Origin of the sequence: Saccharopolyspora sp., assembly GCF_017434145.1 — a bacterium.
Classification (GTDB): domain Bacteria; phylum Actinomycetota; class Actinomycetes; order Mycobacteriales; family Pseudonocardiaceae; genus Saccharopolyspora_C; species Saccharopolyspora_C galaxeae.
Window position 1 is genome coordinate 1 of record NZ_JAFRFW010000980.1, and the last position, 14,035, is coordinate 14,035.

The 14,035-nt window shown below is 69.2% G+C and carries 15 protein-coding genes; 5 read left to right on the top strand and 10 right to left on the bottom strand.

The features are described from left to right. Together IJH84_RS26575 and IJH84_RS26580 are read left to right on the top strand one after the other, a co-directional pair. Positions 1 to 826, top strand: an 826-nt coding sequence (locus IJH84_RS26575; RefSeq protein ID WP_295150332.1) for an ROK family protein, incomplete at its 5' end; no start/stop codon positions are given. 270 nt (positions 827 to 1,096) lie between these two features. Beyond that, positions 1,097 to 2,176, top strand: coding sequence for an Ldh family oxidoreductase (locus IJH84_RS26580; RefSeq protein ID WP_295150370.1), 1,080 nt, complete (start codon positions 1,097 to 1,099; stop codon positions 2,174 to 2,176). A gap of 32 nt (positions 2,177 to 2,208) precedes the next feature. Here IJH84_RS26580 and IJH84_RS26585 read toward each other — a convergent pair whose 3' ends face one another. Continuing rightward, the gene (locus IJH84_RS26585; RefSeq protein ID WP_200072004.1) at positions 2,209 to 3,069 is read right to left on the bottom strand and encodes an IclR family transcriptional regulator; all 861 of its coding nucleotides are present in this window, start codon (positions 3,067 to 3,069) and stop codon (positions 2,209 to 2,211) included. Positions 3,070 to 3,108: 39 nt separating this feature from the next. Between IJH84_RS26585 and IJH84_RS26590 the strand changes: the two genes are divergently transcribed. From IJH84_RS26590 to IJH84_RS26600, 3 genes are read left to right on the top strand one after another with little or no spacing between them, the layout of a single operon-like run. Next, positions 3,109 to 4,464: an NAD(P)-binding domain-containing protein gene (locus tag IJH84_RS26590; RefSeq protein WP_295150335.1), complete on the top strand. Its 1,356-nt coding sequence runs from the start codon at positions 3,109 to 3,111 to the stop codon at positions 4,462 to 4,464. A gap of 45 nt (positions 4,465 to 4,509) precedes the next feature. Continuing rightward, entirely contained in the window at positions 4,510 to 5,853 is a 1,344-nt protein-coding gene (locus IJH84_RS26595; protein WP_295150338.1) for a TRAP transporter large permease subunit, read from the top strand. A gap of 26 nt (positions 5,854 to 5,879) precedes the next feature. Further along, positions 5,880 to 6,128: a hypothetical protein gene (locus IJH84_RS26600; protein ID WP_200072007.1), complete on the top strand. Its 249-nt coding sequence runs from the start codon at positions 5,880 to 5,882 to the stop codon at positions 6,126 to 6,128. Positions 6,129 to 6,226: 98 nt separating this feature from the next. Here the strand turns inward: IJH84_RS26600 and IJH84_RS26605 are convergent, their stop codons facing one another. The 9 genes from IJH84_RS26605 to IJH84_RS26645 all read right to left on the bottom strand — a co-directional run bounded on the left by IJH84_RS26605 (position 6,227) and on the right by IJH84_RS26645 (position 13,878). Next, positions 6,227 to 7,006 (bottom strand): DUF1445 domain-containing protein, encoded by a 780-nt coding sequence (locus tag IJH84_RS26605; RefSeq protein ID WP_295150344.1) that lies wholly within the window; start codon positions 7,004 to 7,006, stop codon positions 6,227 to 6,229. Then, positions 7,003 to 8,304: an MFS transporter gene (locus tag IJH84_RS26610; RefSeq protein WP_295150347.1), complete on the bottom strand. Its 1,302-nt coding sequence runs from the start codon at positions 8,302 to 8,304 to the stop codon at positions 7,003 to 7,005. Before IJH84_RS26610 ends, IJH84_RS26605 begins: the two co-directional genes overlap by 4 nt. Before the next feature lie 84 nt (positions 8,305 to 8,388). Further along, the gene (locus IJH84_RS26615; RefSeq protein WP_295150350.1) at positions 8,389 to 9,294 is read right to left on the bottom strand and encodes a biotin-dependent carboxyltransferase family protein; all 906 of its coding nucleotides are present in this window, start codon (positions 9,292 to 9,294) and stop codon (positions 8,389 to 8,391) included. Continuing rightward, entirely contained in the window at positions 9,288 to 9,944 is a 657-nt protein-coding gene (locus tag IJH84_RS26620; RefSeq protein ID WP_295150353.1) for an allophanate hydrolase subunit 1, read from the bottom strand. The genes IJH84_RS26615 and IJH84_RS26620 overlap by 7 nt, the downstream gene beginning before the upstream one ends. A 150-nt stretch (positions 9,945 to 10,094) precedes the next feature. After that, positions 10,095 to 10,853 carry a LamB/YcsF family protein gene (locus tag IJH84_RS26625; RefSeq protein ID WP_295150355.1) on the bottom strand — a complete coding sequence of 253 codons (759 nt, stop codon included), beginning with the start codon at positions 10,851 to 10,853 and terminating at the stop codon, positions 10,095 to 10,097. Then, positions 10,850 to 11,425, bottom strand: coding sequence for a thiamine pyrophosphate-dependent enzyme (locus IJH84_RS26630; protein WP_295150357.1), 576 nt, complete (start codon positions 11,423 to 11,425; stop codon positions 10,850 to 10,852). The genes IJH84_RS26625 and IJH84_RS26630 overlap by 4 nt, the downstream gene beginning before the upstream one ends. Then, positions 11,422 to 11,964 carry a thiamine pyrophosphate-binding protein gene (locus tag IJH84_RS26635; protein ID WP_295150359.1) on the bottom strand — a complete coding sequence of 181 codons (543 nt, stop codon included), beginning with the start codon at positions 11,962 to 11,964 and terminating at the stop codon, positions 11,422 to 11,424. Before IJH84_RS26635 ends, IJH84_RS26630 begins: the two co-directional genes overlap by 4 nt. Before the next feature lie 31 nt (positions 11,965 to 11,995). Beyond that, a complete protein-coding gene (locus IJH84_RS26640) occupies positions 11,996 to 13,180 on the bottom strand; it encodes a pyridoxal phosphate-dependent aminotransferase (RefSeq protein WP_295150362.1) in 1,185 nt (394 codons plus the stop codon). Further along, positions 13,177 to 13,878, bottom strand: a complete 702-nt coding sequence (locus IJH84_RS26645; protein ID WP_295150365.1) for a GntR family transcriptional regulator — start codon at positions 13,876 to 13,878, stop codon at positions 13,177 to 13,179. The genes IJH84_RS26640 and IJH84_RS26645 overlap by 4 nt, the downstream gene beginning before the upstream one ends. Between the last annotated feature and the right edge of the window lie 157 nt (positions 13,879 to 14,035).

Genomic DNA, 14,035 nt, shown 5'->3' on the forward strand with positions numbered 1-14,035 from the left:
CGAGTCGGAACCCGGTGCGCCGGGGCGCAGCCTCGCCCAGATCACCGAGCTGATCGTTGACCGCGCGCGCCGAGGCGACGGCGAGCCGCTCGCGCTCGGCATCGCCGTGGCCGGCCTCGTACGCGGTGCCGACGGCCAGGTCACGCACGCGCCGAACCTGGCATGGCGCGACCTGGACCTCAGCGCGGAATTGCGCCGATCCACGGAGCTGCGGCTGCCGATCATCGTCGGCAACGAAGCCCGGCTAGCTGCGTTGGCCGAGCAGCGCCGCGGCGCCGGCCGCTACTGCGGCGAACTCGTCTACGTCTCCGCCGAAGTCGGTGTCGGCGGCGGCATCATCACCAGCGACCGGGTGCTCACCGGGCACACCGGCTACGCGGGCGAGATTGGGCACATGATCACCGACCCCGGTGGGCGGCGGTGCCGCTGCGGCGGGCGCGGCTGCTGGGAGACCGAAATCGGCGCCGATGCACTGCTGCGCCACGCCGGCGTGCACGCCCCGGCGAATCGGCACGCGGCGCTGAACGACTTGCTCGCCCGCGCCGCCACCGACACCGACGCCAGCGAGGCGTTGCGCGCGCTGTGCACCCCGGTCGCCAAGGGGCTGGCCAGCCTGGCCAACATCTTCAACCCGGAGCGCATCATCCTCGGTGGTCTGCTCTCCCCGCTGTTGCAGCACGCCCGCGCGGACCTCGACACCGCGCTGGCCGAATTCCGCGGCCCGGGCGTACCGCTGCAGCTGTGCCCGGCAGAGCTGGGTGAGCGCGGCGGACTGCTCGGCGCGGCCGAAGCGGCCGTCGACCAGTACCTGACCCGCTTCGACTGATCCTCCGGACAACCGAGCACCAGGTCGTCGCCCCGGGCTGAAGTCGGTTCTCGGTCACGTGGCACGTCGATCTCGTCGATGCGGTTCACTCATGCGCGGAACCAACCCACCGACCGTCACCCGCAGCCACCTCGAGCCTGCAGATCGGATCCCACCTGGCGGCCGACGTCTTCGAGCGTTCGGGCGAAGACGATCTCGCACGTACTGCTCGCGCGGCAACCGAAGCCGGACAGCGTCGACCCCGCCGGAGGCATCTCAAGGAGACATCCAATGCGCATTTCTGCTGATCGGATTCATCGGCTCATCACCGACGTGCTCACCGCGTGGGGTATGGACGCCGATTTGGCCGAGACCACGGCCAACGTCATGACAGCAACTGATCTGGCCGGAACCGATTCCCACGGCGTGTCCATGTTGATGACGTACGAGAAGCTCCGGGAATCCGGGCGCCTCGACCTCCGTGCGCGGCCCACGGTGACGCGGGAGAACGCGTCGGTGGCGCTGGTCGACGCAGGGGGCGGGATCGGACACCCCGCGAGCGTGTTCGCGATGCGCAAGGCCATCGAGAAAGCTCGCACCAACGCGGTCGGTGTGGCGTCGGTCGTGAACTCCCATCATTTCGGTGCTGCCGGCCACTATGCCGAGATGGCAGCCGCCGAAGGCCTGGTCGGGCTGGTCACCAGCTCGGCGAGCCTTCCGTCCGTGGCGCCGACCGGCTCGGCCGCACCCAGGCTTGCGACCAACCCGCTCGCTTTCGCCGCTTCTGCGCGCCGGAATCCCAACTTCATGCTGGATATCGCCACGAGCACGGCCGCGGTGAACAAGGTCAAGGTCTACGACTACCACCGGGCGCCGTTGCCGACCGGCTGGGTCACGGACGCTGACGGCACGCCGGTCGACGACGCGGGGAAGGCGTTGCGCATCCTTCGGGAGGACGATCTCGGCGGGCTCACACCGCTGGGCGGAACACCGGAGATGTCGAGCCACAAGGGCTACGGCCTCGCCATGATGGCGCACATTCTCGGAGCGACCCTCTGCGGTGGAGCTTTTCCTGCTCTGCGCGAACCCGAGGACCCCCACAACATCGGGCACTTCTTCCTCGCGCTCGATCCTGAGTTCTTCCGCCCGCAAGGCATGTTCGAGGACGACCTGGACGACGCGATCGATCTGTTGCACGAGACTCCGCCACTCGACCCGTCCGCTCCCGTGCTTGTCGCGGGTGATGCGGAGGCCGCCACCCGCGACGAACGCAACGGATCCGGAATTCCGATCCCGGACACGTTGGCCGAGCAGTTGCGCGCCGTGGCCGAGCGGGCGGGGGTGGCGTCCGATGTGGACGACTGGACCTGAGCGCCGGACCTGATGGAGCCGCAGCGGCGTCGTCAGCCGATGGCAGGCACACGAGTGCCGATGGCTTGCGCGGCGCGGCGGACATCGGCGGGCAGCGTGCTCGACTCCACGTCGCGGAGTTCACTGCTTGCGCCGCTGATGCCGATCGCGCCGAGCAGCTGGCCGGTGGAGTCGGTGATGAGCGCGGCGACCGAAGTGGTGTCGAATTGCCGTTCGTCGACCGAGATCGCGAAGCCGCGGGCGCGGATGTGCTCGAGGTCGGCGCGGATCGTGGCTTCGTCGAGGACGGTGCCATCAGCCAGTGTGACCGATGGCAGTTCGGCCGCTACGTGCTCGAGTTCGGCGTCGTGCTCGCAGGCGAGGAACACTTTGCCCGCCGCTCCCGGGTAGAGCGCAAGTCGTTCCCCGATGGGCAGCGAATAGAGCGGCCGTCGTCCGCCTTCAACGCGGTCAATGAGCACGCGGCTGTCCTGAACCCGGACGTAGAGCGAAGCGGTGAGCCCGGTCGCGGTAGCGAGTTCTTCCAGCACGGGGCGTGCCACCAGCCGCAACGGGCTCGTCGTGGCGAACGCGTGCGCGGTGGACAGCGCGGCAGGCCCTGCGGTGTAGCCGTTGGCATGCCTGCTGGCGTAGCCGTGCTCAGCGAGGACGCTGACGAGGCGTTGTGTGGTAGCGACATGGAGTCCGGCGCGTTGTGCGATGTCGGTCAGCCGCAGCGGCTGCTGGGCGAGCTCGAGGACTGACAGCACCTCGAACGCACGATGTACCGAGCGCATGGGGCTCTGTTTCGGGGCAGTCATCGCCACCGAGCCTATCACTGTATGAGAACTTTCCTCGCTTCGTGCTGCGATGTATTGACTGCCGTTCATCTCATGACCAACAATCTCACTCATTGAGTGTAAATATCATTCTATGATAAAGAGGTTGGATCGATGAGGATCGCAGTGCTGGGCCTCGGCGAAGCCGGAACCATCTACGCGACGGCGTTCGCCGCCATCGGCGCCAGCGTCAACGGGTACGACCCCAGTGACGTGCCGACGCCTGACGGCGTCTCCCGGATGCCCAGCGGCGCGGACGCCGTGCGCCACGCGGACGTGGTGCTGAGCCTGGTCACTGCCGCGCACGCGGTCACGGTTGCCGGCGACGTCGCCGGGCATCTGGAGCCCAGCGCGGTCTACGCCGACCTCAACGCGGCGGCTCCGGAATGCAAGCAGGACGTTGCCGCGGCGCTCGGGGACGCAGGCGACCGCTTCGCCGACGTCGCGGTGATCGGGTCCGTGCCGCAGTTCGGTGCCGGGACGGCGCTCGTGGTGTCGGGTCCCGCTGGCGAAAGAGCCGCCGCATCATTTCGGGCACTCGGCGCCGACGTCGAGGTGGTCGGAGTGCGGCCCGGCGCTGCGTCCCGGCGCAAAATCCTCCGGACCGTGTTCATGAAGGGCCTGGGCGCGGTGATCACCGAGGCGATGGACGCCGGCGTGGCAGCGGACGAGACCGAGTGGGTCCGGGCGCAGATCTCGGCCGCGCTCACCGGCGGCGAGCAGGCACTCGACCGGCTCGACCAAGGGACCCGCAAACACGCCCTGCGACGCGCCCACGAATCCGAGGCCGCCGTCGACCTACTGGCTTCGTTGGGGGTCTCGCCCTTCGTCACGACCGGAGTGGCCAGCCGGCACAGCGCGTTGAGCAGGGGGCCTGCGCAGGACCTCGAGGCATTGATCACCGCTTTCGCCGAGCTTCCGACGGCGGCGATCGGCGACGCCCGCGACCGCCTGGGCATGGTCGATCCCCGGGTCCGGTCGGTCTGGCCCGGCCCGCGCCTCGCCGGTCGAGTCGTGACGGTGCTCTGCCGTCCGGGTGACAACAAGGGCATCCATGAAGCGCTCACCCGCGCCCGTCGCGGCGACATCCTCGTCGTCGACGGGGGCGGCCACTCCTCCCGTGCACTGATCGGTGAACTGATCGCGCACCGAGCGATCAACCGCGGCATCCGGGGCATGATCATCGATGGCGCGGTGCGGGACGCCGCCGCGTTGCAGGAGGCCGGGTTCCCCGTGTGGGCCGTGGGTGTTTCGCCCGCCGGCCCCTACAAGTCCGGTCCATACCGGATCGGAACCGACATCTCGCTCGGCGGAGTCGTCGTCCACCACGGCGACATCGTGGTGGCGGACGACGATGGCGTCGCCGTCGTCCCGCTCGCCGACGCCGAACGCGTACTCGCCGACTCCCGTGCCGTCGTAGCCGACGAATCCGCTCGATACCAGCGGATCCTCGCCGACCGCGCTTCCTGACCGTCGCCCGCCGACCCCACTTCACCGTCGCAGAGGGGACTTCCCGTGCCCGCCGGACTCATCGCGCTCGGCGCATTCATCGTCGTCATCATCGTCTGGAACGTCGTCTTCAAACGGAACATGGGCGAGGCCATGCTGTTCGGCCTGCTCACCACCGCAGCGTTCGCCGGAACCGGCGCCCCCGAGGCGCTGCTCGGCGGCCTGCGCGACGCGCTCAACGAGGAAGTGCTCTACGCAGCGTTGGCGTTCGTGTTCATGGCCTACGTCGTCGACCGCACCGGTCTCATCCACAAGCTGCTGGCCATCCTGAACTCGCTCATCGGCAGGGTGCGCGGAGGCCCGGCGCTCGTCGACACCGCAGGCTCGGCCGTCATGGGCGCACTGTCCGGGTCGAACTCCGGCAACACCGCTGCGACCGGAGCTTTCACCGGACCTTGGATGGTGCGCACCGGGTGGAGTCCGGAGCGCAGCGCCACCGTCATGGCCGGCAACGGTGGCCTCGGGGCCGCGCTTCCGCCGAGCGCCTCCATGGTCATCATGATCGGCTTCGCCGGCTCGATGGTCACCACCGGCCAGATCTACCTAGCCCTGCTGTGCGCGGGCCTCTATCAGCTCGTCTGGCGTTTTCTGCTCGTCGCCTACTTCGTGCGCCGGGACGGCATCCAGCGCGCACCCGACGAAGACCTCCAGCCGCTCCGCCGCGCGCTCAGGGACGGTGGAACCGCGCTGATCATCGTGCTCGGCGCACTCGTTCCCATCTTGGTCACCGTCGGTCCGCTGGCGAATCTGCTGACCAACTCGACGCCGCTCGGAGAGTCCATCGAGGACATCTCCATCCTCACCTGGATTCCCCTCCTGGTCACCGCGCTTGCGCTGATCGTCGGCCGGCGCACCCTTCCGCGCGGCGCGCGGAACTGGGCGACGTGGATCACCGACGCCATGCCGCGGTTCGCCAGCATCGGGGCGCTGCTGTACTTCGCCGTCGCCGCCAGTGAGGTGCTCAGTGGACTCGGGCTGGCCGCGGACATCGACGCCCTCCTGACCGACTTCCAGTTGAACAAGTACGTGATGGCGGTGCTGGTCGGTGTCCTGGTGGCGGTCGTCGCGGGTCCGCTGTCGTCGACGGCGACCCTCACCGCGGTCGGTCAGGTCTCGCTGCTCGCGCTCGTCTCCGTCGGCGTCGACCCCGTGCTGGCCGTCACGGCGATCCTCGTGTTCGCCTCGACCGAGGGTGCGTCCCCTCCCGCCTCCGGCTCGATCTTCGTCGCCGCAGGCCTCACCGGAGCGAAACCGGAGAAGACCTTTCTGCCGCTGGTCACCTACTACATGGTGCCGATCACGCTCATCGGCTGCCTGATCGCCTGGGGCGTTCTGCCCGTCCTGTCCTGAGCCACCCCCGACCGGAAAGGAACCCCATGACCGCCGCTCTGCAACGCTCGCAGGTCATCTGCCGTGCCGCGTTCATCGTTACCCTGCTGGTTTTCCTCACCATGGCCGCGGTCCTGGTCGGCACCCAGCTCGCCGGTGTCGTGTTCATGCAGCCCGACTGGGTCACGTGGGCCGCCGACCACCTGCTCACACCGAGCATCACCGCCGGCGTCGCTTTTGGACTCGTAGGATTCATCAGCGGCTACGTCATGCCAACCAAGGACGGTGGCGAGTAGCAATGGAGACCGTTGAGATCAGCCACTCGCGGATGACCGTGATCGGCATCGTCTGACCGAGCACTTCGATCGAGCCTGCGTCGAAAGCGCCGTACCGGTCACGGGGGCGCATCGACGTGGTGATCGAAGACGAACATGTGCCCGGCCCGGTGCGTGATCACGTATTCGGCCCCGGCGTCCGGCAACACCAGTTGCGGGGTGACGCCGCAGGCCCAGAACACCGGCACCGAGCCGGGGCCGACCACCGGGGCTGGGCCGAAGTCCGGTTCGTCGAGGCTGGCGATGCCCAGCCCTGCTGGGTCGCCGATGTGCACCGGGGCGCCGTGGCCCGTCGGGTACCGGGAAGTGATCTCCACGACCCGCGCGACGTGGTGTCCGGGAACCGCTCGCATGCTCACCACCAGCGGACCGGCCAACCGGCCGGCCGGTTCGGTCGGGCGATCGGTGCGGTAGACCGGGGGAGCAGCCGATTCAGCGGCGCGCGGCACCGGGATGCCTGCCTGGCGCAGTGGACCTTCCCAGGTGTGACTGCATCCCAGCAGGAAGCCGACCGAGTCCGCGCGCCAGAACTCGCCGATCTCGGTGGGTTCGGCCACCAGGCGTCCGCCCAGCCAAACCCGGTAGCGCGGCAGCGAGTTCCGCAGATCCGCCCGGGTGCTGCCGATCCGGACGATCGGGTCGCCCGGGTCGGTCACCGCGAGCACCGGGCAGGGTTTCGGGTTCCGGGTGCAGAACAGCAGGAATTCGTAGGCCAGGTCGCGCGGTACCACGGCCAGGTTCGCCTGCTGGTAGCCGTCGAGCACGCCCGCGGTCGGGCCGGTCCAGCTGCCTTCGGCGATCATCCGGCGCAGTTGTGCGGGATTCGCGGGGGCGCTCATCGGGCCAGCTCCGATCGCGAGGTCTCCCGGACGGCGAGCAGGGACAGCAAGGCGATCACGCAGGCACCGATGAGCAGCCAGCCGGGCGCGAGCAGGCTGCCGCTGGCCGAGATCAACCAGGTCGCCGCGTACGGCATGATGCCGCCGCCGAGGATGGTGCCGATGTTGAAGCTCAACGACAGCCCGGTGTAGCGCACCCGCGTGGGGAACTGCTCCGCGTAGGTCGGGTAGCCCACCGACTGCACGATCGGGAACGGAATCGCCGCGATGACCATCGCGAGCAGCGCCAACCAGATGTCGTCGTTGTTCATCAGCAACATCATCGGCAGCACTAGCACCATGTATCCGATGAATCCCGTGGTGAGCACGAACTTGCGCCCCTTGCGGTCGGACAGGCCGCCCCACAGCGGCATCAGCACGCCCATCACGAGGTTGACCACCATGATGATCCAGAACACCGCGGTCTGGTCGTAGCCGAGGTTCTTGGTCAGGTAGATGTTCATGAACACCAAACCGACCCAGTACCCGGCGTTCTGCCCGAACGACAGGCCGACGACCTTGGCCACTGCGCCGAAGTGCCGGGTCAGCACCTCGCCGAGCGGCGCCTTGACCAGTTCGCGTCGCTGCCTGGCCGTTTCGAATTCGTGGGTGTCCTCCAGCTTCTTCCGCATCACGAGCGAAACCACGATCAGCGGAATCGAGCACAGGAACGGGATTCGCCAGCCCCAGGCCGACATCTGCTCGGCGGTCAGCACCGTGGAAACCACGCCCGCGACCGTGGCGGCCAGCGCGCCGCCGAGCGCGACGCCCATCGGCGTGAACCCGCCGTAGAAGCCGCGCCTGCCGGTCGGCGCCGATTCCGCGACGTACGCGGCGGCGCCGGTGACTTCGCCACCGGCGAAGAACCCCTGCAACAGCCGGACGATCAGCAGGGCCAGCGGGGCCAGCAGACCGATCGAGCCGTGCGTGGGCAGCAGGCCGGTCAACGCCGTTGCGCTGCCCATCCCGATCACGGTGAGCAGCAGCACGGCCTTGCGGCCGATGCGGTCGCCGAGCCAGCCGAGCAGCACCCCGCCGAGCGGGCGCACCAGGAACGAGCTGCCGAACACCGCCAGGGTGGACAGCAGTCCCGCGGTGGGTTCGTTGCTCGGGAAGAACAGCGGGCTGATGGTGACCGCGAGATAGCCGTAGACGCCGAATTCGTAGTATTCGATCGTGGTTCCGGTCAGGGCCGCGATCGCCGCTTTCCGAGTGGACCGCTCGGTCGCTGGTCCGCGCACTTCGGTGGAGCTGGACATGGTGCACTCCAACGCTTTTCGGGTGTGCTGGTGCTGATCGCCGACGGCGGCGATCGGTGTTTTCGGTTTTCGTCCGCCGTTCGGTCAGCGGTGCGGGACGGGCGCCGGTGCGTCCGTTCCGGGAATTGATCGGAACCGGATCGCGGTTCCCGGTGGTGCTTGGGCGAGTAGTCCGATGTCGGGTTCGGTGAGCACGCCGATCACCGGGTATCCGCCGGTCACCGGGTGGTCGGCGAGGAACGCGATCGGCTCCCCGGAAGGTGGCACCTGGATCGCGCCGGGCACCATTCCCTCGCTGGCCAATCGGACCTCGCCGATTCGCAGCGGTTCGCCGAGAAGCCGAACGCCGATCCGGTTGGATTCGGTGGAGATCCGCCACCGGGTGGTGGTGAACCGTTCCCGATCGGCCGCGTCGAACAGTTCGTGCCGCGGGCCCCAACCGAATCTGAGGGTCGCGATTCCGCTCGGGCAGCGGCTGTTGGCGAGTTCGATCGGCGCGGCCGGTTGTGGCCGGTCCGGACCGATCGCCAATTCGTCGCCCGGCCGCAGCGGTGCGGGGCCGTGCCCGGCGAGCACGTCGTGTCCGGCGCCGCCGAGCACCCGCCGCACCAGGAACCCGCCGCCGACGGCGAGGTAGCTGCGCAGCCCGATGCTCGGACGGCCCAGGTGCAGCACCTGCCCGGCCGGAACTCGGAACCGCCGCGGGTCGACCACCGGGCGCTCGTCCACCAGCGCCGATGCGGGTGCGCCGGCGAGCGCGACCCAGCGGGCGGCGGTGAACCGCAAGCTCAGCCCGCCGAGGGTGCATTCCAACGCCGGGGTTCCGGCCGGGTTGCCGACGAGCCTGTTGGCCAGCCGGAGGCTTTCCGGATCGGCCGCCCCGGACGGGCTGACCCCGAGGTGTGCGTAACCGGTCCGGCCGAGGTCCTGCACCGTGCTCAGCGGTCCGGGGTCCACCACTTCCAAAGTGGACGGCGTAGCGGTCAACATGGTGAAACCGCCTGGAAAACAACGTGATCGCCGACTTCCAACCGGTTCGGCGGATCGCCCTGCGGGTCCCACATCCGCTGTTCGGTCCGGCCGATCAGGTGCCAGCCGCCGGGGGTGCCTCCCGGGTAGACGACGCTCTGGTTTCCCGCGATCGCCACGTATCCGGCCTCGATCCGGGTTCGCGGGCTGCTCCGCCGGGGCAGCGCCAGTACCTCGGGCAACCCGTCGATGTAGGCGAAACCCGGCGCGAAGCCGAAGAATCCGACCACGTGCCGCACCGAGCAGTGCCGCTCGGCGACTTCGTCCGGCCGCAAACCCACCGCCTCGGCCACGTCTTCGAGATCCGGGCCGTCGTAGCGCACCGGGATCCGGATGGTGCGCGGCTGCCAGGTCGGCGTCGGGTGTTGGGCGGAATCCCGCAGCATTCCGGCCAATGCGGTGCCCAGCGCGTTGGTCATGTTCGGGTGCATGGCGGTGACCAGCACTGTTCGGGAAGCGGGAACCACTTCGGCGACCTGCCCGGCCCATGGCTGCTGCCGAACAGACGCGGCCAATGCCGCCGACCGCCCCGGGGGGAGTTCGACCAGCCAACCGCGGTCACCGGCCCGCAGCAGGCGCGGGCCGTTGGACTCGGGAGGGCACTGGCGCATGCGAACCTCACAAGTGGTCGGGCATCGGCCGGTCGTAACGGTCTTTCCGGTGTGCAACGGGAATCCGCGTCTCGCGGCGAACAGCGCTGAGCTGGACGGGCTGCGCGACCACCCGCCGGAGGGGCGCGCGAAATGGCGCGTCCGAAGTCCTCAGCGGATCGGAATCATCGGAATGTCGTTGGCGCGCAACGCATTTGCGACGGCCGAGGCGAGTTCGACGGCTCCCGCGGTGTCGCTGTGCACGCAGAGCGCGGTGGGGGAGAGTTCGACGTCTTCGCCGGTCACGGCCGTCACCTTGCCCGCGATGGCCATTCGCACCGCGCGTTGCGCGGCTTCGGCGGGGTCAGTGATCAGCGCGCCCGGTTGATCGCGCGGCACCAGTAGGCCCTCAGCCGTGTAGCCGCGGTCGATGAACCCTTCGGCCAGCGTGCGTAGCCCGGCTGCGCCGGCTTGCCGCCAGGTTTCGGTTCCCGGCTGGCACAGCAGTGGCAGCGAGTCGTCGAAGGACGCGACGGCTCGCACGATCGCCGCCGCGTGCGGCTCGTGCCGGGCGGCGGCGTTGTAGAGCGCGCCGTGCGCCTTGACGTAGCCGATCCGGCCACCGGCGAGCCGGGCGAACGCCTGCAACGCCCCCATCTGGTAGATCAGGTCGTTGACCAGGCTGTCCGTCGGCACGTCCAGGAAGCGGCGGCCGAATCCGGCCAGGTCGCGGTAGGAGACCTGGGCGCCGATGGCCACCCCGCGCCGCACCGCGTGCTCGCAGGTGCGGCGCAGGATGTCCGGGTCGCCCGCGTGTAAGCCGCAGGCCACATTGGCCGCGGTGACCAGGTCCAGCAGCGCCTCGTCGTCGGCGATGCGCCAGGCGCCGAAACCTTCCCCCACGTCGGTGTTGATGGCGATTCCGGTCATGCCGCGATTCGTTCGGTCAGCCAGCGGCGGAACCGGTCGGCGTGCACCACCGGGTCGAGCAGCAGCAGCGGGGTGCCCGGCTCGTTGCCTGCTTCGATGCGCGCGTGCACGAACCACGGGCCGGGTTCGGTCAACGTCCGACCCAGCGTGGCATCGAGCTCCTCGGCGTCGGTGGCGCGCAGCGTGCGCAGGCCGACCGATTCGGCGATCGCGCCGAGGTCCAACTCCGTTGCCTGGGTGGGGATTCCGGCGGTGGACGCGTAAACCCCGTTGTCCAGCAGTACGATCACCAGGTTGGGCTGCTGCAGGTAACCGGCGGTGGCTGCCGAACCGAGGTTCATCAGCAGCGAGCCGTCCCCGTCGACGACCACGCTGCGCACCCCGGCATCCGAGGCGGCCAGCGCGACTCCGGTGCCCACGGAGACGGTGAGCCCCATCGCGTCCAGCAGGTACAGGTGGTTGTCCCGGTCGGCGACCGCGGCGAGTTCCCTGCTGGTGGCCGCGCAGGTGGCGGTCACCGGGAGGTCGGGGGTGCGCTCGGTGATCACCCGGAGGGCTTCGATGCGTTTCATGCGCGGCTCTCTTCGTCGTCGAAGTCGAAGAACTCCATCAGCACCACGACCGGCCGGTAGGTCATCCGAGCGTGCTTCCCGGCCTCGGTGACCGTGGCTCGCCAGTCCCGTGGGGGATTGCGCCGGTCCAGTTGGAAGACCGGGATGTTGGCGGACTTGAGCATGTCCGGCACCGGCGCGGAGATCGAGTGGATCATCGAGTTGTACTCACCGAGACCACCCCGGGTGTTGGCCAGGATCAGCAGCGGCAGGTGGTAGGAGCCGGCGAAGGTGGTGAGCGCGGTGAGCGCGTTGCCGAAACCGTTGTCCTGCATGACGATCGCGCCGAACTTCCCGGCCAGCGGGAGTGCCCCGATGATGCCGACGGCTTCCTCTTCCCGGGATACCGGGAAGATCCGGGTGCCGGACGCTGCGTGTTCGGTGAGGCCGTTGATGATCCCGGCGATGCTGTTGCTCGGCACGTAGGCCACGGCGTCCGGGGCCATCCCGAGCACGGCGTCGACCACGTCGGCGTGCCGCTGTTGGGTCGTCGTACTCATGAACCTGCCTTCTGTGTTGATCGCGTGAATGTCACCGGCCCAGTGCGGTGCGGATCCGGCGCAGTCCTTCGGTGAGGTCGGGCAACGGGCAGGCGTAGGAGATCCGCAGCGAATGCGTGCCGCCCGCCGGGTCGAACGCGGTTCCCGGCACCACCGCGACCCCGTGTTCCTCCAGCAGCCGCAGCGCGAGTTCCTCGGCCGGTTCCGCGGTCGCCGGGTCGTAGCTGAGGTAGAGGTAGAACGCGCCGTCCGGGGACGCCACCCGAACCCGCTCGGTGCCGCGCAGGATGTCCAGCGCCGCGTTGCGCCGCTGCTCGAAGGACCGGCGCATCGACTCGGAATCCTCCCGCGCCGAGCGCAGCGCCGCGGCCCCGCCGTCCTGGGTGAAGGTGGTGGAGCAGACCGTGGTGTACTGCCGCACCCGAAGCGCCGGTGCGATGAGTTCTGCGGGTCCGGCCAGCCAGCCGAGTCGCCAACCGTCCATCGCGAACGCCTTGGCGAACCCGCCGACGGACAGCGTCCGCGGGTGCAGCTCGTCCAGCGCTGCCGGGGACACGTGGTCGGTGTCGTAGGTGAGGTCGGCGTAGATCTCGTCGGACAGCAGCAACGCGTCGGTGCCGCGCAGTAGCTCGGCCACCGCGTCCACATCGGACTTGCTGGCCACCGTCCCGGTCGGATTGTTCGGCGTGCACAGCACGACCATCCGGGTGCGTTCGGTGATCGCAGCCGCCAGCGCCGCGTGGTCGAGCCGGTGCCCGTCGGCGGCGTTCAGCGGGACCTCGACCGGTTCGGCACCGGCCAGCCGGACGCAGGATTGGTAGTGCGCCCAGGCGGGCACCGGGATCACCACCTCGTCGCCCGGGCCGCAGAACGCCATCATGGCGAGGAAAACCGCCTCGTTGGCGCCCACCGTGGCGATGATCTCCCCGTCCGGGCAGTAGCGGACGGCGCGCTTGTCCGCCAGGTACTCGGAGATCGCGGCCCGGAGATCGGCCGTGCCCGCGTTCGGCGCGTAGTGCACCTTCCCGGCTTCGAGCGCGGCGATCGTCGCCTGCTTGGCAACCGACGGGCTGTCGAAGTCCGGTCGGCCGATCTCGAAGTGGTAGATCTTGCGGCCCTCCGCCTCCAGCTGCGCGGCGCGATCGAAGATCGCCCTGATCGGCGAGGGTTTGATCGCGGCGAGCCGGTCGGCGGGGCGGGCGAAGGCATTGCTCATCGGCGTTGCTCCAGAACGGTTTCGGGGTGTTCGGCCCGGCGCTGCCACGCACTGCGCAGGCCCTGCTGACCACCGTCGATGTGGTCGTGGATCTGCCGCTCGAGTTCCGCGGTGTCGCCGTCGGCGAGCGCGGTGACCATCGCCTTGTGCTCGGCCTGCACCCGCTCCAACGCGTGCGTGCTGTGCACGTAGAAGCGGGAGTACGGCTCCAACTGGTGGTACAGCCGGGAAATCACCTCGTAGCGCATCGGCAGCCCGGCCAGTCGGTACATGTCCAGGTGGAAGGCGAAGTTCACCCGGGACCAGCCCTCGCTGCCAAGCCGGTCGACGTGGTCCAGCTGCTCGGTCATCTCGCGCAGCCGGGTGATGTCCGCGCGGGAGCAGCGCTGCACGACGTGCTCGGCGAAGCTGGGTTCCACCAGCTTGCGGAGGTCGTAGATCTCGTCGATCTCGGCCAGGTCGAGTTCGGTGACGAAGGTGCCGCGTCCCGGCCGACTCTGCACCAGCCCTTCGCCGACCAGTGTCCGGACCGCCTCGCGCAGCGGGATCCGGCTCACCCCGAACCGGTCGGCGAGTTCTTCGTGCACCAGCCGGTGCCCCGGCGGGAAGACCCCGTCGACGATCGCGGTGCGCAGTTCCGCGGCGATGTCATTCGGGTTCCGCCGGGAGCCGGAACGCAGGGTGTGGTCAGCAGCCATGGCAACTGTATACAGTGGATACAAGATCCGGGGCAAGAGTGCGGGACCGGCTTGCTGGGGTTGCCGATGCGTGAGGAGCGAGGATGGCCGAGATCGATCGCGCGGCGGCGCTGGCCGCGGCGCCGGCGGAACTGTTCATCGGTGGCCGGTGGCGGCC